The 25,262-nt window shown below is 56.1% G+C and carries 21 protein-coding genes; 17 read left to right on the forward strand and 4 right to left on the reverse strand.

The window, feature by feature from the left end:
• The first annotated feature begins 271 nt into the window (after positions 1-271).
• The 7 genes from CPH65_RS13270 to CPH65_RS13300 all read left to right on the forward strand — a co-directional run bounded on the left by CPH65_RS13270 (position 272) and on the right by CPH65_RS13300 (position 7,363).
• Entirely contained in the window at positions 272-766 is a 495-nt protein-coding gene (locus CPH65_RS13270; RefSeq protein ID WP_096173882.1) for a TRAP transporter small permease, read from the forward strand.
• Positions 763-2,064, forward strand: a complete 1,302-nt coding sequence (locus CPH65_RS13275; protein WP_096173883.1) for a TRAP transporter large permease — start codon at positions 763-765, stop codon at positions 2,062-2,064. Before CPH65_RS13270 ends, CPH65_RS13275 begins: the two co-directional genes overlap by 4 nt.
• A 21-nt stretch (positions 2,065-2,085) precedes the next feature.
• Positions 2,086-3,084 (forward strand): TRAP transporter substrate-binding protein, encoded by a 999-nt coding sequence (locus tag CPH65_RS13280; protein ID WP_096173884.1) that lies wholly within the window; start codon positions 2,086-2,088, stop codon positions 3,082-3,084.
• 107 nt (positions 3,085-3,191) lie between these two features.
• Positions 3,192-4,172 carry a VOC family protein gene (locus CPH65_RS13285; RefSeq protein ID WP_096173885.1) on the forward strand — a complete coding sequence of 327 codons (981 nt, stop codon included), beginning with the start codon at positions 3,192-3,194 and terminating at the stop codon, positions 4,170-4,172.
• A gap of 2 nt (positions 4,173-4,174) precedes the next feature.
• Positions 4,175-5,641 carry a bifunctional 3-(3-hydroxy-phenyl)propionate/3-hydroxycinnamic acid hydroxylase gene (locus CPH65_RS13290; protein WP_096173886.1) on the forward strand — a complete coding sequence of 489 codons (1,467 nt, stop codon included), beginning with the start codon at positions 4,175-4,177 and terminating at the stop codon, positions 5,639-5,641.
• 31 nt (positions 5,642-5,672) lie between these two features.
• Positions 5,673-6,515 (forward strand): fumarylacetoacetate hydrolase family protein, encoded by an 843-nt coding sequence (locus CPH65_RS13295; RefSeq protein ID WP_096173887.1) that lies wholly within the window; start codon positions 5,673-5,675, stop codon positions 6,513-6,515.
• Between the two features lie 35 nt (positions 6,516-6,550).
• Positions 6,551-7,363, forward strand: coding sequence for a DNA-binding transcriptional regulator (locus CPH65_RS13300; RefSeq protein WP_096173888.1), 813 nt, complete (start codon positions 6,551-6,553; stop codon positions 7,361-7,363).
• Positions 7,364-7,525: 162 nt separating this feature from the next.
• Here CPH65_RS13300 and CPH65_RS13305 read toward each other — a convergent pair whose 3' ends face one another.
• Positions 7,526-8,287: an IclR family transcriptional regulator C-terminal domain-containing protein gene (locus CPH65_RS13305; RefSeq protein ID WP_096173889.1), complete on the reverse strand. Its 762-nt coding sequence runs from the start codon at positions 8,285-8,287 to the stop codon at positions 7,526-7,528.
• 123 nt (positions 8,288-8,410) lie between these two features.
• Between CPH65_RS13305 and CPH65_RS13310 the strand changes: the two genes are divergently transcribed.
• The 4 genes from CPH65_RS13310 to CPH65_RS13325 all read left to right on the forward strand — a co-directional run bounded on the left by CPH65_RS13310 (position 8,411) and on the right by CPH65_RS13325 (position 12,443).
• Positions 8,411-9,118, forward strand: a complete 708-nt coding sequence (locus CPH65_RS13310) for a 3-oxoacid CoA-transferase subunit A (RefSeq protein ID WP_096173890.1) — start codon at positions 8,411-8,413, stop codon at positions 9,116-9,118.
• Positions 9,115-9,792, forward strand: coding sequence for a 3-oxoacid CoA-transferase subunit B (locus CPH65_RS13315; protein ID WP_096173891.1), 678 nt, complete (start codon positions 9,115-9,117; stop codon positions 9,790-9,792). The genes CPH65_RS13310 and CPH65_RS13315 overlap by 4 nt, the downstream gene beginning before the upstream one ends.
• A 10-nt stretch (positions 9,793-9,802) precedes the next feature.
• Positions 9,803-11,005 carry a 3-oxoadipyl-CoA thiolase gene (gene pcaF, locus CPH65_RS13320; RefSeq protein WP_096173892.1) on the forward strand — a complete coding sequence of 401 codons (1,203 nt, stop codon included), beginning with the start codon at positions 9,803-9,805 and terminating at the stop codon, positions 11,003-11,005.
• Positions 11,006-11,123: 118 nt separating this feature from the next.
• The gene (locus CPH65_RS13325) at positions 11,124-12,443 is read left to right on the forward strand and encodes a short-chain fatty acid transporter (protein ID WP_096173893.1); all 1,320 of its coding nucleotides are present in this window, start codon (positions 11,124-11,126) and stop codon (positions 12,441-12,443) included.
• 345 nt (positions 12,444-12,788) lie between these two features.
• Here CPH65_RS13325 and ubiG read toward each other — a convergent pair whose 3' ends face one another.
• The gene (ubiG, locus tag CPH65_RS13330; protein ID WP_096176400.1) at positions 12,789-13,541 is read right to left on the reverse strand and encodes a bifunctional 2-polyprenyl-6-hydroxyphenol methylase/3-demethylubiquinol 3-O-methyltransferase UbiG; all 753 of its coding nucleotides are present in this window, start codon (positions 13,539-13,541) and stop codon (positions 12,789-12,791) included.
• Positions 13,542-13,785: 244 nt separating this feature from the next.
• Here ubiG and CPH65_RS13335 point away from each other — a divergent pair, with 244 nt between their 5' ends.
• The 5 genes from CPH65_RS13335 (at position 13,786) to CPH65_RS13355 (ending at position 20,753) form a co-directional block, all read left to right on the forward strand.
• Positions 13,786-15,039 carry an aspartate kinase gene (locus CPH65_RS13335; RefSeq protein ID WP_096173894.1) on the forward strand — a complete coding sequence of 418 codons (1,254 nt, stop codon included), beginning with the start codon at positions 13,786-13,788 and terminating at the stop codon, positions 15,037-15,039.
• Between the two features lie 251 nt (positions 15,040-15,290).
• The gene (gene ptsP / locus CPH65_RS13340; RefSeq protein ID WP_096173895.1) at positions 15,291-17,582 is read left to right on the forward strand and encodes a phosphoenolpyruvate--protein phosphotransferase; all 2,292 of its coding nucleotides are present in this window, start codon (positions 15,291-15,293) and stop codon (positions 17,580-17,582) included.
• Positions 17,583-17,721: 139 nt separating this feature from the next.
• Positions 17,722-18,813, forward strand: coding sequence for a peptide chain release factor 1 (prfA, locus tag CPH65_RS13345; protein WP_096176401.1), 1,092 nt, complete (start codon positions 17,722-17,724; stop codon positions 18,811-18,813).
• A 6-nt stretch (positions 18,814-18,819) separates the two neighbouring features.
• On the forward strand, positions 18,820-19,686 hold the full coding sequence (prmC, locus tag CPH65_RS13350; protein WP_096173896.1) for a peptide chain release factor N(5)-glutamine methyltransferase: 867 nt from the start codon (positions 18,820-18,822) through the stop codon (positions 19,684-19,686).
• A 380-nt stretch (positions 19,687-20,066) separates the two neighbouring features.
• On the forward strand, positions 20,067-20,753 hold the full coding sequence (locus CPH65_RS13355) for a DUF4167 domain-containing protein (protein ID WP_096173897.1): 687 nt from the start codon (positions 20,067-20,069) through the stop codon (positions 20,751-20,753).
• Positions 20,754-20,871: 118 nt separating this feature from the next.
• Here the strand turns inward: CPH65_RS13355 and CPH65_RS13360 are convergent, their stop codons facing one another.
• Positions 20,872-21,645, reverse strand: a complete 774-nt coding sequence (locus tag CPH65_RS13360) for an MOSC domain-containing protein (RefSeq protein WP_096173898.1) — start codon at positions 21,643-21,645, stop codon at positions 20,872-20,874.
• Positions 21,646-21,880: 235 nt separating this feature from the next.
• Between CPH65_RS13360 and clpB the strand changes: the two genes are divergently transcribed.
• Complete coding sequence (gene clpB / locus CPH65_RS13365) at positions 21,881-24,469, forward strand: ATP-dependent chaperone ClpB (RefSeq protein WP_096173899.1); 2,589 nt, start codon at positions 21,881-21,883, stop codon at positions 24,467-24,469.
• A 116-nt stretch (positions 24,470-24,585) separates the two neighbouring features.
• On the opposite strand, the gene CPH65_RS13370 is transcribed toward clpB, so the two are convergent.
• Positions 24,586-25,074, reverse strand: coding sequence for a fasciclin domain-containing protein (locus CPH65_RS13370; protein WP_096173900.1), 489 nt, complete (start codon positions 25,072-25,074; stop codon positions 24,586-24,588).
• Between the last annotated feature and the right edge of the window lie 188 nt (positions 25,075-25,262).

The following is a 25,262-nucleotide window of genomic DNA, read 5'->3' on the forward strand; positions in this document are numbered from 1 at the left end:
CTCGATGGTATGAGAACTTGGCTTTTTCTTCGTCCTGTACCCGATTTTCTAGGTCTCGATAAAAGCACTGTCCGTACAGCGGACAATTCCTCTTCTGCGCTTTTTTGTCGCGCACCGGCCTGATACCTAGGTATCAATACTCATGTCGCGTTGGGGAGGAGCGTTGAAATGCAGTCTGTTGCTGATATTTTCTTGTCGGAAAGAAGCCAGGGGTCTCGCAGCCAAGTCGCATCACTAGCCCAACGAGTAACGTCGTCTGGAGCAGAATGAGATGGTGGAACGGAGACGAAGAACCTCGGTCCAAGACGGTTTGCTTTTTGCTGCCGGGTCATGCTTTTTGTTGGGTACCTCAGTAACCGTTGCGGACGTTTTTCTGCGATCTGTTACAGGGACCAACTTGCCAGCGGCAATTGAGCTGACGTCGCTCTCTATAGGTCTCGGCGCGCTGCTATCCATGCCGGTCTGCTACGCAAATCGCTCCCATGTAAACGCCAAACTTTTGTCGGAGATGTCACCACGGCGTTTCCGTCGTCCCTTGGGATTGCTGGGTGCAGTCGTTTCTGTTGGTTTTGCCCTGCTTTTGCTGGTCATTATGGGCGAAAACACCGCGTCCAAAGTGGGATCCCCTGAAACCACGTCAGACCTTGGCCTATCGATGCCCGTCGCTCTGTCGGTCGTGACTTTCGCACTTGCTATTTCGTTTGTGGGCGCGCTCATCGGCCTGAGGTCCGAATGGCGTTCAGGTCGCAAGGAGCTCAAACGATGAGTGGGATACTTCTCGGTGGAGTTGGCTTTTTTGCAGCCCTTGCCATGATCTTTCTGGAAATACCTGTCGCTGTGGCGTTGGGTCTCGTCGGCATTGTCGGTTCAGGCTTTATTATTGGCATGACGGGTGCTCTGGCGATCGGTGCAACGACCATATGGGACAGTGTCACAAACTATACACTGACGATGTTGCCACTCTTCGTAATGATGGGAAATTTGGCAGTTCAAAGTGGCTTATCCTCCCGTCTATATCGTTCCATGTCGACACTCATAGGCCATCGGCAAGGAGGACTTGCGCTGGCAACAATCGGCGCATCGGCTGGCTTTGGTATGATTTCGGGGAGCTCTCTTGCAACCACCGCCACAATGGGGCGCATCGCGATGCCGGAGATGCAAGAAGCGGGCTATTCCCGGTCTCTGTCGGCAGGCTCGGTTGCTGCGGGTGGAACTCTGGGAATTCTCATTCCCCCATCCACTGTGTTGGTGATCTATGCTTTCATTGCGGAACAATCGATCCGGGACCTCATTCTTGCCACCGCAGGACCAATCCTTCTAGCGCTCTCGCTTTATTGCCTCGCTATTTGGATCCCAATCTGGCTGGGGATTTCACACGCGCCGCAGAACCGCCGAGCCGACAAACACGAACGGTTCTTTGCAATCAAGGAACTGCTTCCCCCTGTCGGGATCTTCGGGCTTATCATGGGGGGGCTTTACACTGGATTGTTTACTGCCAACGAGACAGCGGCAATCGGTGCCGGCGTTGTTCTTGTCTACGGCATCCTTTCAGGGCGTCTCACCTTACGGGGGTTTGTAGCGGCGGTCAAAGACACGGCGTTGACCTGTGGTGCGCTTTATCTGGTGTTGATTGGGGCCAATCTTTTCAATTTTTTTCTCGCCCTGTCAGGTCTGCCCTTTTCCCTGACATCCATGTTCTCGGGCATTCTTGATCAGCCGCTTATGGTCATTGGTTTGATGCTGGTGATCTATCTGGGCCTTGGCACAGTGATGGATAGCCTGGCAATGCTGCTTCTGACGGTGCCATTGTTTGTACCGATTGCCAATGCCGCCGGGATCGATCCGGTATGGTTCGGAATCTTTGCCGTTATGGTCGTTGAAATGGGGCTCATCACGCCTCCGATCGGCATGAATCTCTTCGTACTCAAGAGTGTTCACGCCGACATAACACTGGCTGAGCTTTGGAAGGGCGTGACCCCCTTTGTCATCGCTGATCTCATTCGAGTTGCAGTGATCATCGCGGTTCCCGCGATTGTGATCTGGCTACCACAAAATGCTTTTTGATCGTTCATGGGAGGAAACGAAATGATCAAATCTATTATAAAGGCCACCACCGTGGCTATCTCACTCTTCGCAATAAGCGCTGAAGCGCGCGAAATGCGGGTGTCGTCTTTCGAGCCGCCCCAAGGCTTTTACTCTTCAAAAATCTTGCAGGCATGGATTGACGAAATCAATCCAAAGCTTTCCGAGGGAGCCAAGTTCAAACTGTATCCAGGCTCAATGCTGGGCGCTCCACCAGCGCAGGCCGAGCTGGTAAAGGCTGGTGTGGCCGACATGGCTTTGGTCGTGCCCACTTACACGCCCGGTCTGTTTCCAATGACCGGTGTGGTTGAAATCCCGGGAATGGTAAAGACGTCAAGCAAGGGTACAAACATCCTGAATAGCCTCTCCGAAGACGGGGCGCTGGATGCCGAATATGCCGATTATAAAATCATTGCGCTGTTTACCACACCAGGCTACCGGCTCTTTATGACCGACAAGGCCGTAAAAGCACCTGAGGATCTGTCAGGCCTGAAGCTGCGTTCTCCCTCGAAATTCGGTTCAACCTTGTTTGACATGGTTGGCGCGTCCGCTGTCGGCATTCCGGCTCCTCAGGTCTACGAAAATCTGGAACGAGGCGTGGTTCAAGGCGCCGTTTGGGTAATGGATGCCTACCGCACATTTCGACTGAATGAGGTAGCGCCCTACATCACGTCGACGCACTTCACGGCATCTCCGATGGCTGTGTTGATGAACAAGCGCACCTACACTGCGTTGTCCGATGAAGACAAGGCCGTGATTGACGCCATGTCAGGCCGCAAGACTGCTGAGTGGATTGCCTCCGTCGTCGATACCACGGATGCGGAAGTGGAAGCGGCTTTCCGGTCAGACAACAAGGTGAGTTTCGTTGATCTCGACGACGATTCGAAAGCGGCTTGGGAAGCAGCGCTGTTGGCAGCGCCCAAGGCGTGGGTCAAGGCACAGCCAGACGCCGCAGCGGCGGAAGCGGTGCTCAAGCGCGCCTCCGAGCTTTCGACAAAGTAATCGAAGCTTGTCACTTGGCGTTGCCGCAGCAGAACCGGACAAGTCTTCTTATGCCTCGTCCGGCAGGGCTGACGACGCAGGAACAAATCAAACGGAGAGTGCGTGCTATGGCAATCAATGCACTAGGATATCTCGGCGTAAGATCAGACAAGCTTGATGATTGGGGCGATTTTGCAGGCAAATTGTTGGGCATGCAAAAAATCGATCGTGGCGGAAAGGCCGTTGCCTTTCGTATGGATGATCGTCAACAGCGTCTTCTGGTCTCAGATGAACCAGGCGAAACATTGGCCTTCATGGGCTGGGAAGTCGAGCATCGCGATGATCTGCAGGTCTATGCCAACCGATTGGACGGTGCAGGCGTCGTGGTGCACACAGGTTCAGGCGAATTGTGCGACCGTCGCTTCGTGACGGATCTGATCTGGTTCGAGGATCCGGGTGGTAACCGGATTGAGCTTTTTCACGGCCCGATGATTGCAAACGACGCGTTCATACCGGGGCGACCAATAGATGGTTTTAAAACAGGACCGTTGGGCATGGGCCATGCCGTGCTACATGTCAAGAATATCGAAGTAATGCTGCCTTTTTACAGAGATCTTCTGGACTTCCATGTCTCCGATTTTGGGCTTGAGCCATATGGTTTGTATTTTTTCCACGTCAACGGCCGACACCACAGCTTTGCGATGGTGGGGTCCGGCCAATTGGGTTTCCATCATTTCATGGTCGAATTTCAGAATCTTGACGATGTTGGACAGGGGTTTGACCTCGCCAGTCAGGAAGAAGATCGCGTCGCCTACACGCTCGGACGGCATACCAATGACTACATGACTTCATATTATGCGCATTCCCCTTCCGGCTTCTTTGTCGAGAATGGCTGGGGTGGACGGGTCATCGACCCTGAGAGCTGGGAACCACACCAAACGCACGATGGTCCAAGTTTCTGGGGCCACGAGCGACTCTATCTCACAGAAGAAGGTGGCCGGAAGCGGCTGCGCGATATGCGATTGGACGCGGCCCAGCGAGGGAAACGAGCGCCTCAGGTTGCGGACTGCCCTTGGCTGTTTGCTGAACTGGCAAAACAGGGAAAATAAACATGGAAAAATTTGATGTTGCGATCGTGGGTTATGGCCCCGCGGGGGCGACGCTCGCCCATCTTCTGGCACAGTGCGGCCTGAAAACCCTTGTTTTAGACAAGGAGGCAGCGCACTACCACCTGCCAAGAGCCGTGCATTTTGACGCGGAAGTCATGCGTGTCTTTCAATGGATCGGCATTGCCGATGCAATGGAAGCAAAGACTCACAGGCATCCGGGCATGCGGTTTGTTGACGGCGACGGCAATTTGCTCCTGGACTGGCCAAGACCTCAAGGGGAAGGCCCTCAGGGGTGGCAAGCAAACTATCGGTTCCATCAGCCGGATCTTGAAGATCTGCTACGTTCGAGCCTGACCGAACGATCCAATGCGACGATCCGCGCACGATGCGAAGTCTTTCATGTTGAGGAAAAGGGCAACTCGGTAGAGCTTCGCTATGAGGACATGTCTTGTGGGAAGATCCGCCGCATTGAAGCTGGTTTTGTTGTCGGTTGCGATGGCGCACGTTCCCTCATTCGGCGCTATATCGAAAGCGACATGGAAGACTACGGCTTCCATGAGCGTTGGCTTGTGGTCGATGTCATTCTGCGCGAAGACATGCCTGAACTCGGCGATCATTCTATCCAGTATTGTCGTCCGGACCGGCCTGCTACCTATGTCAGGACACCGGGCCTCAGGAGGCGCTGGGAGATCAAAGTTCTTCCAGACGAAGACAGCAACGAAATTATCAAACCCGAGCGCGTTTGGGACTTGATTTCGGACTGGCTGAAGCCCGAACAGGCGGAACTCGAACGAGCTGCGGTCTATGTTTTTCATTCTCTCGTAGCCGAGCACTGGCGGAAAGGCAGATTATTCCTAGCTGGAGATGCTTGTCATCAAACCCCGCCCTTCATGGGACAGGGCATGTGTGCCGGCACACGCGATGTCGCCAACCTGTTTTGGAAACTGGCGCTGGTCGTCAAGGGCCTTGTCCAAGGCACCGAAGCCGAGCATCTTCTTGATAGTTATGAAAGTGAACGCAAACCCAACGCACGTGAATATATTCAGACCGCGGTGAGGTTGGGTGGCTTGATCAACACAGCTGGAACCGAGGAGGCCCTGCGTTCCGCACTGCCTGCACCAGATGGCACTGCCCGCATGGAAAGCATCGCTCCACCCATTGGCCCGGGCCTTGGTAAGGGCGAGAAAGCCGGGCGGTTATTCGGTCAACCGCGCCTTTCGGATGGTACGCTGATGGACGATCAATTTCGGCACCAATTTGTGATCGTGTCCGAGCCGGACTTGCTAGGTGATCTGACTGTTCCTGCCTCGATAGGCGTTGTGACGACGGACATGTCAAACGCATCTGAACACCTCGCACGTCTTGGTGCGCGAGCAACTCTGCTGCGTCCGGATCGGCATACTCTCGGCGCGGCAAATACGTCTGCAGAACTTGAAGCCCTGATCGGTCTGACATTCCCAAATCCCTAGACTTACAAAAACGCGAAGGTAGTATAATCCCATGAAACTGTGTTCATTCTCAAAGGATGGTAAATCCTCATACGGTCTTGTCAACGATGCTGGAATCGTTGATCTCGGCAAACACTTTGAAGCGCGAACGCTGCGAGATTTTCTTGCAGCGAACAAAATGGAAGAGGCAAACACTCTTGTATCGGCAGAGGCAGACTATGCCTTTGACGACGTCGATCATGATCCAGTAATCCCGAACCCCGACAAGATCATCTGCGTCGGCCTGAACTATCATGCACATATCGAGGAAACCGGTCGTGAGATAACGACCAATCCCGTGTTGTTTGCGCGCTATGCTGGGTCGCAGATCGGCCATGAAGCTCCACTGATCAAACCACTGGAATCCGACATGTTTGATTATGAGGGCGAAGTTGCTGTCGTCATCGGAAAACAAGGTCGCAGGATCCCAGAGGCTGATGCATTGGACTATGTCGCAGGGTATGCCTGCTACAACGACGGGTCTGTGCGGGATTGGCAGAAACACACGCATCAGTTTATGCCGGGCAAGACTTTTGCGAACACGGGCAGCTTCGGTCCATGGATGGTGACCAGTGATGAGATCGTTGACCCTGAACAAATGCACTTGCAAACCCGCCTCAACGGCGAGCTCGTGCAAGATACGTATGTGTCCAGGCTCGTTACGTCGATCCCTCGACTTATTGCCTACTGCTCCACCATCCTGCCCTTGTTGCCGGGTGATGTTATTGTATCGGGCACCCCGGGCGGAGTTGGCAGCAAACGTACGCCTCCTCTCTTCATGAAGGAAGGCGATGTCTGCGAAGTCGAAGTTTCGGGGATTGGTATCCTGAGAAATCCGGTTCGAGCAGAGGTCTAATTGCGTATGCTGAAGACCCGTGAAAAGGTGGCAGAATGACAACCGCATTGACAATCAAAAATCGCAAAGGGAATGACAAGACAAATGGCGTGCGATCTTTGGTGCGCGGTCTTGCCATTCTGCGATACATCAACCGGGAGGGAGAGGTGCGGCCTGCTGATATTGCCAGAGATATTGGAATTCCTCGCCCGACCGTCTATCGCATGCTTGAAACGCTTGAAGAGCTTGGTTATGTCGTGTTCTCAGCAACCACGAGCCAAGTTCGTATCACGCGACTAGCTGCATCGCTTGGCGACGGCTATGTGATCACATCAGAATTGTGTCAGATCGCAGGGCCGCTCTTTGCTGAATATGCGAACAAAGTTATTTGGCCGCTTGATCTGACCGTCTACAACAATGCGGCCATGATCATCCAGGAGACGACACACGATCGCTCTCCCTTGTCCATTGATCGGGGCATGACGGGCTATCGCTTGCCGGTGTTGCGCACGTCGGCAGGGAGAGCCTATCTCAGCTTTTGCCCTGAGGAAGAGTGCCAAATTATTCTTGATCACGTGCGTCGACTGGATGCACCAGAGGATAGACCCTTTCTGGAGCCAAACAGACTGAATAGCCTCTTGGCCGAAACAAGACAGCGGGGCATCGCTGTCAGGGACGGTGGAGAGTTCCGGTCTCGAACGGCGTCATTGGCTGTTCCTGTCCGAACGGAAGGCACGCTGCTGGGATGTGTTTCCCTTATTTGGATCAGAAGCGCAATGGACACAGAAACTGCGCTGCTGGATTTCGGGCCAATCTTGCAGCAAATTGCAGAACGAGTGGGCAGTTCCCTGCCGGGATCTATAGCATAAACCACGGTCTTTCAAAGTTTGAGGCCTTGCATGGGCAGGTTTTTTCAGTCTATCCAGATTTGTCAGAACACTTCGGATAGTGGTTTTTGAGGTAGAAGTGGCCTTGAGAACCCGGACAGCATGCCAAGATGCCTCCAACTAAGACGACCGGTTATCAGTCTTTTAGGGTAATACACGCGCCAATCCGCTCTGAACGCGCCGCATTTCTGGCAGATAGATATCGATCAGGTCTGCGGCGTCAGGCTGGACGGCTGCGACCGCGACATTGAGTGCAGCGCAGACTTTGCCGCGCTGTCCCACCAGACCGATGGCGATGGCGCGAAGTCCGATTTCCACCTCCTGATCGAGCAGGGCATAGCCTTGCTCACGAACGCGGGCCAACTCCTCGAGGATCAATTCGGTATCCGTCAAGCTGAAGGGGGTGCGCGGGACCAGCTCGCAGCTTTCGATCAGGGCGCGGGCTTCATCCTCGGGCAGAGATGACAACAGGACCCGCCCCATCGATGTGCAATGGACGGGAAGGCGGGAGCCGGGCATAAGCCCGATGGACATGATCCGGCGTTGGGCGGCGCGGGCTATATAAACGATCTCATTGCCATCGAGAATGGAAACGGAGCAGGACTGGCCGATGCGCTCGGAGAGCTTGTCGAGCCATGGCTGCACAATATGCGGCAGAGGCATTGATGACAGACCGGCAAGCCCCAGGCGCAGGGAACGGACAGCCAAGGTGAAATACTTGCCGTCATAATCGGCATAGCCCAGCGTGTGCAGGGTCAACAGACAGCGCCGGGCTGTGGCGCGATCAAGCCCAGTCTGTCGCGCCACATCCGTGATGCTCAATCGGGGGCAGTCAGCGCTGAAAGCCTCGATGACCTGCAGCCCCTTGGCCAGAGATGTCACAAAGTCCGTGGATTTGTTTGTCATGCGCACAAATCTATTTCAAGTTTGAACAAATGTCAAATGTTGAACAAATTTATTGAAAGGATTTTCAATCGAGTCCTATCCTGATGGCGCCAAGCAAACCATGGCGACGAGGGAGGATAGAGAATGGAAAAGACATGTGCGTCTGCGTCTGCGGCCGTCGCAGGCATTCCAGATGGGGCAACCATCATGGTGGGCGGCTTCGGGGGGGCGGGTGCGCCCATTGAGTTAATTCATGCCCTGGTAGACCATGGCCCAAAAAACCTGATCATCATCAACAACAACGCGGGCAATGGTCACGTCGGGATTGCTGCGATGATCGAACAGGGCATGGTCCGGAAAATGGTCTGTTCTTTCCCCCGGTCTGCCGATCCCAGAGCCTTTACCGAGCGATATCTCGCCGGAGAGATCGAGCTGGAACTGGTCCCGCAAGGCACGCTGGCCGAACGCATCCGCGCCGGTGGTGCAGGCATTCCCGCTTTTTACACGCCCACGAGTTATGGAACCGAACTGGCCGAGGGCAAGCCGGTGGCTGAGTTTGACGGCCGGATGTACGTACAGGAGCGGTGCCTGAAAGCCGATTATGCTCTGATCAAGGCCGAGGTGGGCGATCCCATGGGCAATCTCACCTATCGCATGGCCGCGCGCAATTTTAATCCTCTGATGGCTTCGGCAGCGAGCTGCAGCATCGCGCAGGTGACCCGACTGGTTCCGGCCGGGGAGATCTATCCCGAACAGGTCATCACGCCGGGTATCTTCGTGAATTCGCTCGTCGAAATCAGCGATCCCGCTCAGGAAGAAATGCTCAACCGTATGGAGGCGGTCTATCCATGATGGACGATATCAAGCTTTCCAGCGCTCAAATCGCATGGCGTGCAGCGCAAGACATGGAAGATGGTGCCTATGTGAATCTCGGCATCGGTTTCCCCGAAATGGTCGCCCGCTTCAAACCAGAGGATCGTGAAGTTGTCTTCCACACTGAAAATGGCGTACTGGGCTTTGGCAAAGCGCCGCCCGAGGGCGAGGAAGACTGGGATCTGATCAATGCTGGCAAGAAAGCGATCACGCTGAAGCCGGGCTCTGCCTTCTTTCATCATGCCGACAGCTTCGCCATGGTGCGTGGTGGTCATCTTGATCTTGCGGTTCTGGGGGCCTATCAGGTCGCGCAAACTGGTGATCTGGCCAACTGGTCGACCGGCAAGGGAGGCGTGCCCGCCGTCGGTGGCGCGATGGATCTGGTGCATGGCGCCAAGCGGGTGGCTGTCGTCACCGACCACGTTGCCAAGAATGGCAGCCCGAAGCTCGTGGACAAATGCACCATGCCGCTTACCGGGGTGGGCTGTGTGACGCGCATCTATACCTCGCTCGCAGTGGTCGACATTAGCGATGGGCATTTCATCCTGCGCGAAAAGCTTGCGTCCCTTTCCTTTGATGATCTGCAAGCGATGACGGGCGCGCCACTCATCATTGACGGGGATGTCTCCGATCTCGCTGTGCCGGTCCTGTAAGGGGAAGATCATGCCAGAAGCTTTTATTTGCGATTACGTACGCACGCCGATTGGCCGTTTTGCCGGCGCTCTCTCTTCGGTTCGGGCCGATGATCTTGCGGCCATCCCGCTTCGGGCTCTGATGGCAAAGCATGCCATCGATTGGTCAGAGGTCGACGATGTGCTGCTGGGGTGCGCCAATCAGGCGGGTGAGGACAATCGCAACGTCGCTCGCATGGCATCCTTACTGGCGGGACTACCCGACACTGTCCCAGGCTCGACCATCAACCGCCTGTGCGGCTCGGGCATGGACGCTATCATCAGCGCGGCGCGGGCAATCCGAGCCGGTGAGGCAGACCTGATGATTGCCGGTGGTGTGGAGAGCATGTCCCGTGCGCCGTTGGTGATACCCAAGGCCGAAACCGCTTTTTCCCGTGCCGCCGAAATTCATGATACCACCATCGGCTGGCGGTTCGTCAATCCTCTGATGAAGGCCCAATATGGCGTCGATTCCATGCCGGAGACAGCCGAGAATGTGGCCGATGAGTTCGGCATCGGGCGCGAGGATCAGGACCTGTTTGCCTTCAACAGTCAGCAGAAAGCGGCAGCCGCCATGGAAAATGGTCGCTTGGCGCAGGAAATCACGTCCGTGACCATCCCTCAGCGAAAAGGCGAGCCAATCGTGGTTGACAAGGACGAGCATCCTCGCCCTTCAACGACGCTGGAGGCCTTGGCAAAATTGCGTGCGCCATTCCGAGACGGGGGCAGCGTGACCGCAGGCAACGCCAGTGGCGTCAATGACGGCGCAGCGGCTCTGTTGATCGCCAGTGAGGAAGCGATTGCGCGCCATGGTCTGGTGCCGATCGCAAGGATCGTCGGAGGTGCTGCTGCCGGGGTGCCGCCGCGCATCATGGGCTTTGGTCCGGCGCCTGCGTCAAAGAAACTCATGGCGCGGTTGGGTCTCAAGCAATCCAATTTCGATGTCATTGAACTGAATGAAGCCTTTGCCAGTCAGGGGCTGGCGACCATGCGCGATCTGGGGATCGACGACAACGACCCCCGGGTCAACAAAAACGGGGGGGCAATCGCTATTGGCCATCCGTTGGGAATGTCTGGCGCCCGGATAACGGGAACTGCGGCACTGGAGCTGGCCAATACGGGAGGCAAGCGGGCTCTGGCGACCATGTGCATCGGTGTTGGACAAGGCATTGCCATCGCACTTGAGAGGGTCTGACCGCTCTATTGCTCAAGCATGCGACTGGTTCAGGGCGCCGGGGAGACAGTGCCCTGCCGTGTCGGTCATCTGACCGGCTTTTCCAAAGCGTCAGCCGAGGAAATTAAGGAGGAGAAAGATGGAAGCGATTACCAATTTTTCGGTACGCGTTGTGCAACGCTACCTGCCCAGTGCCTATGTGCTGGCATTGATCCTGACAGCATTTGTGTTTTTCTTTGGCATGCTCACAACAGGGCATTCACCATTGGATATGGCCAATTACTGGGGGACCGGCTTTTCCAAACTGTTCAAATTCGGCATGCAGATGACATTGGTCCTGATGACGGGCTATGTTCTGGCGATGACGCCGATCATGCAAACGGTTTTCACGGGCCTGACCAAATTGGCAGGCAATTGGCGTCAGGCCATCATCATCACCATCGTTACCAGTTTCGTATGCTATTACCTGAACTGGGGCTTCGGCATGGTCGCCGGTGCCATTCTGGCGCGTGAAATGGGGCGGAGGGTGAAGGTTCACTTCCCGCTCATCGTGGCGGCTGCTTATGGCGGCGAGTTGGTGCGCGGTCCATCTTCCTCCATCCCGCTGGTCATTGCGACGCCCAAGCATTTCATGGAAGAGGCGATTGGTATTGTGCCCGTCACCGAGACGCTCTATGCACCGTGGAATATCTTTCTGACCGTTCTGCTGCTGGCGCTGCTGATCATTTTCTTCATGTTCCAGAAGCAGCCAGAGAAGATTGATCTGTTCACGAGTTCCGAGGAGGGTGCCAGTGCCGATGAGGAGATCGACCGGTCGCAGATGACACCTTCGGACCGGATCGAGAACAGCCGTATCCCGACCCTGTTCCTTGGGCTTCTGGTTGCGGTCTTCCTGATCAGCCAGATCATCACCAAAGGCTTCAGCATCAACCTCAACACGGTCATTCTGATCTTCCTTGGTCTCGGACTCTTGCTGCACAAAAGCCCACACGCCTATCAGGGCGCTGCCGCCAAGGCGATTGGTGCGGCGCGAGGTATCATCCTGCAGTTCCCGCTCTATGCCGGTATTGCGGGTATGATGACGCAATCGGGCCTCGTGCAGGATTTTTCCGAAGCGATCATTGCGGTGGCCACACCGACAAGTTTCCCGCTTTTGACCTTCCTGTCCGCCGGTTTGGTGAATTTCTTCATTCCCTCAGGCGGTGGGCAATGGGCCATTCAGGGGCCGATCATGATGGAAGCCGCTCATGCGTTGGGTGCTGACCCGGCCCAGACGATCATGGCCTTTACCTGGGGTGATGGCTGGACCAACCAGATTCAACCCTTTTGGGCCCTGCCTTTGCTTGGTGTTGCGGGCCTTTCAGCCAGAGACATCATGGGGTATCTACTGATCTGGTTGCTGATATCGGGATTGGCCATCTCTGGCACCTTCGTCTTCGTAGCTGCGATGAGTGGCTGAGGCTACAGAGTGGTAGTGGGGGCAGTCGAAAAGGGCCTTAATCTACGCTAGATCCTGTTTTGACAGGGGTGGTCCATCAATCATGGATCACCCCTATTTGCTTCTAATCTTTGAATTTCCTGAGTTTTCTGAGCGCCCATCAAAGCTGTTTTTCACGGAATGTCCGGATCGCTAATTGTATTGCGCTTTACTGCCTGACATGTATTTGCTCCCTGAATCTCATTAATTGCGACATGCTTTAGGTTCAAACCACTTACGCATTGAGGCGTCGTTAGGGCCCAACCTTCGAAGCTCTCAACATAGTTGCGGTGAAGCTAATGTCACCTCCGTCCGCCAACCAGCCCATCATCCCCGCTTGAACAATTCCATGTAATTGACATCGAGGTCTTTTGATCTGGACCATTTGCCGGTCAGGGGATTGTAGGTTACGCCGACGCGTTCGACGAGGTCTAGGCCCGATGGGGCCATGGCGCGTTCGAGTTCGTCGGGGGTGACGAACTTGTCCCAGGAGTGCGTCCCCACGGGCAGCCAGCGCAGGATATACTCCGCGCCAATGATGGCAAGGGCGTGAGACTTGAGGGTGCGGTTCAGGGTGGCGACCACCATCAGGCCGCCGGGCTTGACCATGCTGGCGCTGGACTGCAAAAACAGCTCGATATCGGCGACATGCTCGACAACTTCCATGGCCAGCACCACGTCGAAGGTCTCGCCCGCTTCGGCAAGAGCTTCGGCCGTGTCGGCGCGATAGTCTATCTCAAGGCCGGTTTCTGCAGCATGGGTGGAGGCAATGGCGATGTTGGTCTCGGACGCATCAACGCCGACGACGTCGGCACCCATGCGATGCAGTGGTTCACAAAGAAGACCGCCGCCACAGCCGATGTCGAGGATGCGCAGGCCTTCAAGCGGGCGCATGGATTTGGCATCAAGCCCGAAGGTCTCCACCAGCTTTTCGCGAATATAGGCAACCCGTGTCGGATTGAACTTGTGCAAGGGGCGGAACTTGCCCGTCGGGCTCCACCATTCCGCGGCCATGGCTGAAAAGCGTGCGACTTCAGCCTCGTCGATCGTGCTGCCTGAGAAGGTTGGACGGGATGTCATGATGGTGCCTGCCAAGTTTTCCTGATGGGGATCTGTCAATTTTCTGTATGTCTACCTATACGCAGGACGACCCCCGGTTGGTTTTCCCATAGCTCCTCTGCTGAAGAGAAAAAGTCAAGGCTTTGAATGCTTGCAAGCCGCGCGTCTGCCGAGTATGACTAGGCCCGAAATCGCGGCAGGGCGAAAAAAGCACTTTGTCCCGCCGTTTGGAAAAGAACAGGATAATGGCAGAAAGAGAGACTTGATGGCTCGTCTTGTCATGAAATTCGGGGGCACGTCTGTTGCCGATCTTGATCGAATCAGGCGTGTGGCCCGCCACGTAAAGCGCGAAGTGGATGCGGGCAATCAGGTTGCTGTGGTCGTCTCGGCAATGGCCGGCAAGACCAATGAGCTGGTTGGGTGGGTTCAGGAGGCCTCCCCCCTTTATGATGCACGCGAATATGACACGGTGGTTTCATCTGGTGAACAGGTGACGTCGGGGTTGTTGGCGCTCACCCTTCAGAATATGGGCGTCGATGCCAGGTCTTGGTTGGGGTGGCAAATTCCCTTCAAAACCAATGGCGTACATGGCGCAGCCCGGATTGAGGAAATCGACGGCTCGCGTCTGATCGAACGCCTTGAGCTCAATCAGGTTGCTGTTGTTGCCGGTTTCCAGGGCATCGGTCCTGACCATCGGATCTCGACCCTTGGGCGTGGCGGCTCGGATACCAGCGCTGTTGCGATTGCAGCCGCGATCCACGCTGACCGCTGCGATATCTACACTGACGTTGACGGGGTCTATACCACAGACCCGCGGATCGTTCCCGACGCCCGCCGGCTCGAACAGATTTCCTATGAGGAAATGCTGGAAATGGCCTCGCTGGGTGCCAAGGTGATGCAGGTCCGCTCGGTCGAAATGGCAATGGTTCACAATGTCCGCACCTTCGTTCGCTCTTCCTTTGTAGAGCCCGATGCGCCGGAATTGCTCAATAGTGACCAGCCAATTGGAACTTTGATCTGTGACGAGGAAGAGATTGTGGAAAAACAGGTTGTAACCGGGATTGCCTTCTCTAGGGATGAATCGCAAATTTCTCTGCGCCGCGTGGAAGACAAGCCGGGCATTGCTGCGCATGTTTTCGGTCCTCTGGCAGAGGCCAACATCAATGTCGACATGATCGTGCAGAACATCTCTGAAGATGGCACGATCACAGACATGACGTTTACCGTGCCGAAAAGCGACTTTGATCGTGCCAATACTGTGCTTGAAGACGCGCGTGGCAATATCAATTACGAGATGCTGCAAGGCTCGACGGACGTGGTCAAGGTGTCGGTGATCGGCATCGGCATGCGCAGTCATGCTGGCGTTGCCGCCAAGGCCTTTCGGGCGTTGGCTGAACGCGGCATCAACATCCGTGCCATCACGACCTCGGAGATCAAGATCTCGATCCTGATCGACAGCGAGTATACCGAACTGGCGGTACGAACCCTTCACTCTCTTTATGGGCTTGATGGAAAATAGAGTTTGCCAAGGTTGCTGGCCCGGTTTCGGGCCGGCTTTTCGGGCACGGCGCATGGACGATGTGTTTTTGCCCAAGTGCGTGGCGGATCATTGATCTGCCTGTCAGCCTCGTGCCATAGTGCCACAAACAAGATTCCATACCCGGTGAGTCCCGCACGTTCGGGCCTTTTCCATCTGGCATCGGGAGTTCTGTGGCCGACCGCCTATGTCAATGGTCATGCTTGCTGTAGCGGAAAATCGGAGTATCCCTAATGCGGGGAAATCTGGGGGGTCCGCGCATATTGTTGCGACGCCTTCGCGAGACGATGGCAAAACCGACAGATGCGCAGGAGCGTTTGAACGAGATCGTGCGATTGATCGCGGCCAACATGGTGGCCGAGGTCTGCTCTGTCTATGTTCTGCGCGCCGATAATCTGCTCGAGCTTTATGCGACCGAAGGTCTGAACCCGAATGCGGTTCACCAGACCCAGCTCAACGTGGGTGAGGGCCTTGTCGGTCACATCGCCCTTGAAGCCCGCATCCTCAATCTCTCCGAGCCGCAGGAGCATCCTGCTTTTGCCTATCGTCCCGAGACGGGCGAAGAAATTTATCATGCGTTCCTTGGTGTGCCAATCTTGCGCGCCGGTCGTGTTCTCGGCGTTCTGGTGGTTCAGAACAAGTCCCAGCGGATCTATTCCGACGAGGAAGTCGAAGCGCTGCAAACCACGGCGATGGTTCTGGCCGAACTGATCGCCTCTGGTGAACTGAAGGGATTGTCTGGCCCCGGCGGCGACCTCGATCTGGTCCGGCCGATGCGGATCAATGGCCTGTCCATGGCCGAGGGGCTGGGGCTTGGGCGCGTTGTCCTGCACGAACCCCGGATCGTTGTAACCAATCTGATTGCCGAGGATCTGCCGGGCGAGGAACAACGCCTCGAAACCGCGATCGAGCAACTGCGCCTGTCTGTCGATGACCTTTTGAGCCGCGACGACATTTCGCATGGCGGTGAGCACCGCGAAATTCTCGAAGCCTACCGCATGTTCGCCTACGACCGGGGCTGGGTACGCCGCATGGTCGAGGCAATCCACAGCGGCCTGACGGCAGAAGCCGCGGTCGAACGCGTTCAGAGCGACACGCGCGCCCGTATGCTGCGCTCGACGGATCCTTATCTGCGCGACCGGCTGCACGATTTTGATGATCTCGCCAACCGCCTGCTGCGCCAGTTGGTCGGCAATCGTCAGGGCAGTGGTGACGGGCAAGAGGACACTGTCCCATCCGATGCGATCATCGTTGCGCGCAACATGGGTGCCGCCGAACTGCTCGACTATGGCCGGGATCATGTGCGCGGTCTGGTGCTCGAAGAGGGCGCACCCACCAGTCACGTGGTCATCGTTGCGCGAGCGCTTGGCATCCCCACGGTGGGGCAAGCAGAAGCGGTCGTGTCCCTGTGCGAGGATGGCGATTCCATCATCGTTGATGGCGATATGGGGCAAGTCCATCTGCGCCCGCCGTCCGATGTCGAAGCCTCCTATGTGGATCAGGTCAAATTCCGTGCCAAGCGTCAGGAACAATATCGCAAGCTTCGCGACAAACCTGCGGTCACCAAGGACGGGGTCGACGTCGATCTGATGATGAACGCCGGGCTTCTTGTCGATCTGCCCAATCTGGCTGATGCAGGGGCCAAAGGGATTGGCCTTTTCCGCACAGAGCTGCAATTCATGGTGGCTGAGAACTTCCCGCGGATGCGCGAACAGGAAAATGTCTATCGCAAGGTGCTCGACAGCACCAACGGCATGCCTGTGACCTTCCGCTCCCTTGATGTAGGCGGTGACAAGGTTCTTGCCTTCCTCAGGATGGCCGCTGAGGAAAACCCCGCGATGGGATGGCGCGCCGTGCGGCTGGGACTGGATCGTCCCGGACTGCTGCGCACCCAGATCCGGGCATTGCTGCATGCAGCTGCCGGACGCAGCCTCAAGCTGATGTTCCCGATGATCACCAACGTCGGCGAATATGATGCGGCCATTGATCTGTTCAACCGCGAGATGACCCATCTCGAACGGCATGGCTATGAAAAGCCATCTAGCATCCTTCTTGGTGCAATGCTGGAAGTGCCGTCGTTGCTGTTCGAACTCGATGAACTGATGGATCGGGTGGATTTTCTGTCCATCGGCACGAACGATCTGCACCAGTTCATGATGGCCAGTGACCGGGGCAATGCGCGACTGTCGGGGCGTTACAGCTCGCTTTCTCCTCCCTTCCTCAGGGCGCTGCGTCATGTGATCCGAAAAGGCGACAAAAAAGGCGTGCCGGTCACCATTTGTGGTGAACTGGCGGGCAAACCCTTTGGCGCAATGGCCATGCTTGCCCTCGGCTATCGACGCTTGTCGATGGTCCCGTCGGCGATCGGGCCGGTCAAGGCCATGGTGCTTGACTTGCCATTGGGCGAATTGTCGGCGGTTTTCGGGGACATACTCGACACGGCGGTCAACGACAAGGAAATCAAGGATTTCCTTGCGGACTTCGCCGAAAAACACAATATTCAGGTTCCAGCTGGCAACGTATAGCAAAGCTCACGGACCGGTGCGACAGAGATGCACTCTGCTGTGACCGGACGTTTTGCTGATGCTGGTATCAACACATAATGAATGCATGCGCGGGATTGCCTCAAAGAGGACCGGGTTGCTGCAAGGCAGGACAAGCAAGATGGCAGGTGTTTCCATTCCACTGGGTCGGGTTGAGGCCCTCATACAGCGGTTTGACGCGATTTCCTCGGAGATGGCCGCTGGGCCGGAACCGGAGGTCTACGTCAAGCTCAGCCGTGATTATGCGGAACTGGAGCCGGTCGCGAAAAAGTCTCAGGAATATATCGACGCTCTCAAGGAGTTCGATGATCTCAAGGAAATCCTCGAAGATCCGGAAATGGATTCCGACATGCGCGAGCTGGCGCAGGAGGATTACAAGCCGGTCGAGGAAAAGATTGAGTCGCTTGCTTCAGAGTTGCAGGTCCTGCTCTTACCCAAGGATGCCGCCGACAATAAAAGCGCCATTCTGGAAGTGCGTGCCGGGACAGGTGGTGACGAAGCGGCGCTGTTCGCGGGCGATCTCTTTCGCATGTATCAGCGATATGCCGAGGACAACGGCTGGAAAGTGTCACTGATGTCGGTCAGCGAAGGCGATGTCGGCGGATACAAGGAGATCATTGCCAGCATTTCCGGAACGGGTGTGTTTGCCAAGATGAAATTCGAATCCGGCGTGCACCGGGTCCAGCGCGTGCCGGAGACCGAATCCGGTGGGCGCATCCACACCTCTGCTGCGACCGTGGCGGTGCTGCCCGAAGCCGAGGAAGTCGACATCGATATCCGCCCCGACGACATTCGCATTGACACCATGCGGGCATCCGGTGCCGGTGGCCAGCACGTCAACACCACCGACTCTGCGGTGCGCATCACGCACCTACCAACCGGGATCGTGGTGACATCGTCCGAAAAATCCCAGCACCAGAACCGTGCCAATGCGATGAAGGTGCTGCAGTCACGCCTTCTTGAGGCGGAACGTGACCGCGCCGACAATGAGCGCGCTGATGCCCGCCGCGGGCAGGTGGGCTCGGGCGATCGCTCCGAACGCATCCGGACCTACAATTTCCCCCAAGGACGCGTCACAGACCATCGCATAAACCTGACCCTCTACAAGCTCGAAAAGGTTCTGACGGGCGAAGCGCTGGGCGAATTGATCGATGCTTTGATCGCCGAAAGTCAGGCACAATTGCTTGCCGCTGTTGAAGCTGACGTGGTTTAGCACCGGATGCGGCTCGATCAGGTCATTGCAGACATTGCCCGAACGCTTGAAGCCGATGGGATCGACACGGCTCGTCTGGACGCACGGCTGATTGCTGGCCATGGATTGTCCCTCTCAGAGACGGATCTCATCCTTCACTTCGACCGGCAGGTAAGCGAAAATGAGATGCGGTGCCTTGAGGCGCTTGTTGCCCGTCGCCTCAAGCGTGAGCCGGTGGCACACATTCTGGGCATGAGAGAATTCTGGGGCCTGTCCATCAAGGTATCGCCTGATGTGTTGGTGCCACGGCCTGATAGCGAGACGCTGGTCTCGGGCGTGCTCGAAGCAATCAAGGATGTCTCCGCCCCTCATGTCATCGCCGACATCGGGACGGGAAGTGGATGTCTGCTGATTTCACTCTTGTCCGAATTGCCGAATGCGCGCGGGATCGGCATCGATATTCATGAGCCGACGCTGGACATTGCCCGGGCCAATGCGTTGGCATTGGGGCTGATGAGCCGCGCTTCTTTTGAAATCGGCAACTATGCGGAACCGCTGACCGACCCTATCGACATCTTGATCTCCAATCCGCCCTATCTTGCAGAAGCTGAGATGGCCGATCTTGATGCGGACGTCGCCCATTATGATCCGCACAGGGCACTGGTCTCCGGTCCCTCCGGTCTGGAAGCCTATGAGGCGATCTTCGAACGCGTTGCCACATGGCATACAAAGCCCGGACTGATGGCGCTTGAGTTCGGTTCCACCCAGTCAAACGACGTTCTGGAGCTTGCTTCGCGTCATGGTTTGGTTGGTCCGTCATCTGGGCATCCTGAAATTTTACAGGATCTGGCAGGGCGAAACCGGGTTCTTATGCTTGATTTTCGGGAGATCTGAGCAATTTCGTCAAACTTCTGTTGAAAGCGCTGTCTGGTTTTGACAGAAAGCGGTCCGATGGGCTTGAATTTGCTCACCAACAAGATAAGTTATACCCATCAATGGAAATCCGACTGATTTATTACATTTTGGTCGGTTTTGAAAATGACTATCGGATGGGCCTGCTTAAGGCGCCCGAATAGCGGAATTTCAAACTATTTTAGTCCCAGCAGTTGACCGTCCTTTCGGAATGGGAACGCTCGTGACTTCTCAGACAGGTTGACAACGCGGAACCATGGCCTGATGGAACGGGCCGATTTGCCTTCCCGTTGACAGGATTCCAATCAGTTAGTTTTGCTGATCGTGCAGATCAAATGCACTTGTTACGAAAGACAAAAGCAATGCGCCAGAGCCAAAAGAACAACAACCGGCCCCGCAGTCGTGGCCGCAAGCCGTCCAATCCGCTCACACGGTCATTCGACAGCAATGGGCCGGATGTGAAAATTCGGGGAACGGCCAGCCACATTTCGGAGAAATATCAGTCTCTGGCACGCGATGCTTTGGCGTCCGGTGACATCGTGATGGCTGAAAACTATTACCAACACGCAGAGCATTATTTGCGCATCATTGCTGCAGCGCAGACCAGCAGCCGTGAAGAAGGTCGCCAACCTGCTGGCAACGGCAATGGCAACAACGAGCAGGGATCTCAGGATCGCAGCAACAACAACAACCGCCGCAACAATCAGAATTCGGCCCCGCAGGACATCACTGGCGATGAGCCTCAGCCGGACGTCGACTTCAGCAATACGGCCGTTGAAATGGAAGTCGCTGTGATTAAGCCCTACGGCGATGACAAACCGCAGCCCGATGTGGAAGCCAAAGCGACCAATGACAGCGACGCCAAAGAGACCAAGGAGCCCAAGGCGACCAAGGATTCTGATGATGAAGAAGCGCCGACACCGCGTCGTCGTCGTCGCACGACCTATCGTTCACGCAAACGCACGACGGGTGGTGATGGAAATGAGGACGCTGGCGGCAAGTCTGAAGGTGGCGAGGCAGACGTGGCCAAGGTCGCCGCTGAGGACTGAGGACTGAGGACTTCTACGCAAATTGGGTCGCGCCATCCCATTCAGGACGAGTGCTTCTCAGAAGAAACCCGCCATCCGGCGGGTTTTTCTTTGAGGTACCTTTTTGCAGGAAACGGAATCAGAAGCACAGCGCATCGCCCGGTTTGACCTCACCGGAGCCGAGCGGCATCAGGTGAATGCCGCAATCCATGTGCTCAAAGTGGCTCATCAGAAGCTTCGGGATCTGCTGGTCCCGTTCTCCGGTTACGGGATTGGCGTTTGTTGCCGCGCACCGCTGCGTGCGTTTGCGCACCATGAAGCTCACATCTCCGATGGTGATCTCCTTGCCGACCCAGTCATGCTCCTGCCAACCGCGCGCGCCATCGACATAGAAGTTGCCGCGAAACCGGATTGGGTCAAGCTCTTCTCCCGCCTTCTCGCTGATTGCCCTGACGCTCGCCAGATTGATCAGCGAGATATCCTGAGTCTTGGCATCGGTGAAGGCATGGCCGCTGGCGTGCAGAAGCTTGGGCTCTCCGCGCATGGGCTTGGCTAGATAGGTCTTGAGATAGGCAAAGACAGCCTCCATTCCACCCTCTTCAAAAAGATTTCCTTCTGCCTTCATCTTGTCAGCAAGAACAACGCACAGCGCGCCTGTTTGCGGATCGAAATCGGTCCGCAGCGCCGCCAGTTCCGGCTGCCGCATCAACATCAGAAAATGAATCTTGCCCAGATGAACCGGTGCCGTGCCATCAAATCCGCTTGGTCCGTTTTCGATCGCGAAAGCCCGATCCCAGGGCAGGGGCTTTCCTGCCGTCACATCCGCAGCATCAAGCCGCTGAGGCGAGAAACCTTTGACCGGATATCGGTAAATTGCTTGCAACTGGATCGTCATGCTCTCTCGCTTCATCATTTTTGCCAAGGGGCTTCACTATTTTTCATCACTGCCCCTTTTGTGATCAAAATGCAACACTATATTCAATGTGAAACCAATTTCAGTTTCTAGGCAAAGTGTTAAAGAGGTTGAAATTAGGGGCTGTTATCAAGGCTTGCTGGATAAACCGGGGGCTGCGTAATAGTCGATTTTTAAAAGTGACGTCTTGATCATGCCGAAATGGATGATCCGGTCGGGCACAAGGAGAGTAAACATGAATCTGGAACGCTATACAGAGCGGGCGCGCGGCTTCATGCAGTCGGCGCAAACCTATGCAATCGGGCAGGGGCATCAGTCCTTCCTGCCAGAACACATCCTTAAAGTACTGATGGACGACAAGGAGGGGCTTGCCTCCGGTCTGATCGACCGTGCGGGTGGCTCGTCCAATGAGGTCCGGCGTTTGCTGGAACTGCATCTGCAAACCATTCCTGCCGTATCCGGCTCGGGAGCCGGACAGCTTTACCTGTCCCCCGGAATGGCAAAGTTGTTCGAAAAGGCTGAAGAGGTCGCAAAAAAGGCGGGTGATTCCTACGTGACTGCCGAGCGACTGTTGCTCGCGCTCAGCCTGACCAGCGACACAGAAGCCGCCAAGATCCTCAAGCGGGCCAGCGTCACACCGCAGGCCCTCAATTCCGCAATCGAGCAACTGCGCGGAGGGCGTACGGCCGACTCGGCGTCTGCCGAGGATTCTTACGAGGCCCTCAAGAAATATGCCCGCGATCTGACACAGGATGCACGGGATGGCAAGCTAGACCCGGTCATTGGTCGCGACGACGAGATTCGCCGCACGATTCAGGTGCTATCGCGCCGGACCAAGAACAACCCGGTGCTGATCGGGGAACCTGGCGTCGGCAAGACCGCCATCGCCGAAGGGCTCGCCCTGCGCATCATCAACGGTGACGTACCCGAGTCACTCAAGGACAAGCGCCTGCTCGGCCTCGACATGGGGTCCCTGATTGCCGGGGCGAAATATCGCGGCGAGTTCGAGGAACGTTTGAAAGCGGTTCTGTCGGAAGTGGAAAACGCGGCCGGCGAGATCGTGCTGTTTATCGATGAGATGCACACGCTTGTTGGTGCGGGCAAGTCGGACGGGGCCATGGATGCCTCCAACCTCTTGAAACCGGCTCTGGCACGCGGTGAGCTTCACTGTGTTGGCGCAACAACCCTTGATGAATATCGCAAATATGTTGAAAAGGACGCAGCCCTTGCGCGGCGTTTCCAGCCCGTGATGGTCAATGAGCCCACGGTGGCAGACACGATCTCGATCCTGCGTGGTCTCAAGGAAAAATACGAGCTTCACCACGGTGTGCGCATCGGTGACAATGCAATTGTTTCCGCCGCAAAGCTCTCGGATCGCTACATCACGGACCGCTTCCTGCCCGATAAGGCCATTGATCTGGTCGACGAGGCAGCGTCGCGTCTACGCATGCAGGTGGATTCGAAACCCGAAGAACTCGATGAGCTGGACCGCCGCATCATTCAGCTCAAGATTGAGCGCGAAGCCCTGTTGAAGGAAGAAGACGACGCTTCGAAGGACCGGTTGGCCAACATCGAAGACGATCTGACCGGGCTCGAAGAGGACGCCGCTGTGATGACCCAGCGCTGGCAGTCGGAAAAGGATAAGCTTTCCGATGCCACAAAGCTCAAGGAGCAGCTCGACGAAGCACGGGTGCAGCTTGAACAGGCACAGCGCCGGGGTGATCTGGCCATGGCCGGTCAGCTGGCCTATGGCGAAATCCCTCGGCTTGAGACAGCCCTGTCCGAAGTGGAAGAACGTGCGCAGTCAGCAACTGCCATGGTCGAGCGGTCTGTAACCGCCGATCATGTTGCCCATGTGGTCTCCCGCTGGACAGGAATCCCCGTCGACAAGATGCTCGAAGGGGAACGGGACAAGCTATTGCGCATGGAGGATGAACTTGCCCGCCGTGTCATCGGTCAGGCGGATGCCGTTGCAGCCGTCTCCAAGGCCGTGCGGCGATCGCGCGCAGGGCTTCAGGATCCGAACCGGCCGATCGGCTCGTTCATGTTCCTTGGCCCCACCGGGGTGGGCAAGACCGAGCTGACCAAGACGCTTGCCGATTTCCTGTTCGACGATGAACAGGCCATGGTGCGGCTTGATATGTCGGAATTCATGGAGAAGCACTCGGTGGCTCGCCTGATCGGAGCCCCTCCCGGCTATGTCGGATACGAAGAAGGGGGCGTTCTGACCGAAGCCATCCGGCGTCGTCCCTATCAGGTGATTCTTTTTGACGAGATCGAAAAGGCGCATCCCGATGTCTTCAACGTGCTTTTGCAGGTGCTCGATGATGGTCGGCTGACCGACGGGCAGGGGCGGACTGTCGACTTCCGCAACGCGCTCATCATCATGACCTCGAACCTTGGGGCCGAGTTCCTGCTTGGCAAGGGCGAGGAAGATGTAAGCGAGGCGGACAAGGAAAAGGTCATGGATGTGGTTCGGGTGGCCTTCCGGCCCGAGTTTCTCAACCGTATTGATGATGTGATCATCTTCCACCGGCTGCTCAGGGAGCATATGGCCTCGATTGTCGAGATCCAGATGCGCTATCTCTCCCGCCTTTTGGCCGATCGCAAGATCGAACTGGTGCTCGAGGAGGACGCGCTCAACTGGTTGGCGGACAAGGGCTATGATCCAGCCTACGGTGCCCGCCCGCTCAAGCGGGTGATCCAGCGATATATGCAGGATCCACTGGCTGAGGAATTGCTGGCCGGGAATATTCTCGATGGCAGCCGGGTACATGTGATCGTCAAGGATGACGCGCTGACATTCGGCATCGAAGACCTCTAAAGGCTTCTCGAGACCGATAACCGGTTTGGAAACCGAAAAGCCCCGACGCGACAGCGCCGGGGCTTCTTTCTTTGGGGGACTAGTATTTGTTTTGGGGTGCTTGCAAAGCGCGCCAGTTAGCTCGACGGCATGATGACCTTGTCGATGACATGGATGACGCCGTTGTCGGCTTTGATGTCAGCCTTGATCACTTTGGCGTCGTCAATCATCACGTCCATGCCGGACTTTTTCACGGTAATGGTCTGGTCGCCGGAACTCTTGAGCGTCTGGACTTCGGTGCTGCCCATCTTGATGTCCGATGCAGCAATCTGGTTTGGCACCACGTGATAGCTCAGGATCGCGACAAGCTGATCCTTGTTTTCCGGCTTGAGAAGAGATTCGACGGTGCCGGCAGGAAGGGCAGCAAAGGCCTCATCAGTGGGTGCGAAGACAGTGAGGTTTTCCGTATCAGCGAGGGCACCCGCAAGACCTGCGGCGGTTGCAGCGGTCAGGAGCGTTTCGAACGTGCCTGCTTTCTTGGCCGTCTCCACGATATTGTCGGCGTATGCTGGCAGGGCAGAAAAAGCAAGAGTGGATGCAAGTAGCAGTGTAGAAGCAAGTTTCATCAGTAATCTCCTCGTTTTGACAGTCAAAAGGCAAGGGGATGCCGGTTTGATCAAATATAAGCTTCAAGCGGCGGGAGATTTCCCACTCGCAAAACTTTTTTGATCAAGAGACAAACGGTTTCCGTTGCGCTGTTGATGTTCTGTCTACGCATTTAAACTGATCGTGGATCAGAAAAAACGATTGATTA

The organism is Cohaesibacter sp. ES.047, assembly GCF_900215505.1.
Taxonomy (GTDB): domain Bacteria; phylum Pseudomonadota; class Alphaproteobacteria; order Rhizobiales; family Cohaesibacteraceae; genus Cohaesibacter.

Excerpts from the sequence above, each read along its gene's own strand:
- CPH65_RS13315 (WP_096173891.1), top strand. The coding sequence starts at position 9,115 with ATGATGGACGATATCAAGCTTTCCAGCGCTCAAATCGCATGGCGTGCA.
- CPH65_RS13300 (WP_096173888.1), top strand. The coding sequence starts at position 6,551 with ATGACAACCGCATTGACAATCAAAAATCGCAAAGGGAATGACAAGACA.
- prmC (WP_096173896.1), top strand. The coding sequence starts at position 18,820 with ATGCGGCTCGATCAGGTCATTGCAGACATTGCCCGAACGCTTGAAGCC.
- CPH65_RS13310 (WP_096173890.1), top strand. The coding sequence starts at position 8,411 with ATGGAAAAGACATGTGCGTCTGCGTCTGCGGCCGTCGCAGGCATTCCA.
- CPH65_RS13280 (WP_096173884.1), top strand. The coding sequence starts at position 2,086 with ATGATCAAATCTATTATAAAGGCCACCACCGTGGCTATCTCACTCTTC.
- CPH65_RS13305 (WP_096173889.1), bottom strand. The coding sequence starts at position 8,287 with ATGACAAACAAATCCACGGACTTTGTGACATCTCTGGCCAAGGGGCTG.
- CPH65_RS13275 (WP_096173883.1), top strand. The coding sequence starts at position 763 with ATGAGTGGGATACTTCTCGGTGGAGTTGGCTTTTTTGCAGCCCTTGCC.
- ubiG (WP_096176400.1), bottom strand. The coding sequence starts at position 13,541 with ATGACATCCCGTCCAACCTTCTCAGGCAGCACGATCGACGAGGCTGAA.
- clpB (WP_096173899.1), top strand. The coding sequence starts at position 21,881 with ATGAATCTGGAACGCTATACAGAGCGGGCGCGCGGCTTCATGCAGTCG.
- prfA (WP_096176401.1), top strand. The coding sequence starts at position 17,722 with ATGGCAGGTGTTTCCATTCCACTGGGTCGGGTTGAGGCCCTCATACAG.
- CPH65_RS13355 (WP_096173897.1), top strand. The coding sequence starts at position 20,067 with ATGCGCCAGAGCCAAAAGAACAACAACCGGCCCCGCAGTCGTGGCCGC.
- CPH65_RS13325 (WP_096173893.1), top strand. The coding sequence starts at position 11,124 with ATGGAAGCGATTACCAATTTTTCGGTACGCGTTGTGCAACGCTACCTG.
- pcaF (WP_096173892.1), top strand. The coding sequence starts at position 9,803 with ATGCCAGAAGCTTTTATTTGCGATTACGTACGCACGCCGATTGGCCGT.
- CPH65_RS13295 (WP_096173887.1), top strand. The coding sequence starts at position 5,673 with ATGAAACTGTGTTCATTCTCAAAGGATGGTAAATCCTCATACGGTCTT.
- CPH65_RS13360 (WP_096173898.1), bottom strand. The coding sequence starts at position 21,645 with ATGATGAAGCGAGAGAGCATGACGATCCAGTTGCAAGCAATTTACCGA.
- CPH65_RS13290 (WP_096173886.1), top strand. The coding sequence starts at position 4,175 with ATGGAAAAATTTGATGTTGCGATCGTGGGTTATGGCCCCGCGGGGGCG.
- CPH65_RS13335 (WP_096173894.1), top strand. The coding sequence starts at position 13,786 with ATGGCTCGTCTTGTCATGAAATTCGGGGGCACGTCTGTTGCCGATCTT.
- CPH65_RS13270 (WP_096173882.1), top strand. The coding sequence starts at position 272 with ATGGTGGAACGGAGACGAAGAACCTCGGTCCAAGACGGTTTGCTTTTT.
- CPH65_RS13285 (WP_096173885.1), top strand. The coding sequence starts at position 3,192 with ATGGCAATCAATGCACTAGGATATCTCGGCGTAAGATCAGACAAGCTT.
- CPH65_RS13370 (WP_096173900.1), bottom strand. The coding sequence starts at position 25,074 with ATGAAACTTGCTTCTACACTGCTACTTGCATCCACTCTTGCTTTTTCT.
- ptsP (WP_096173895.1), top strand. The coding sequence starts at position 15,291 with ATGCGGGGAAATCTGGGGGGTCCGCGCATATTGTTGCGACGCCTTCGC.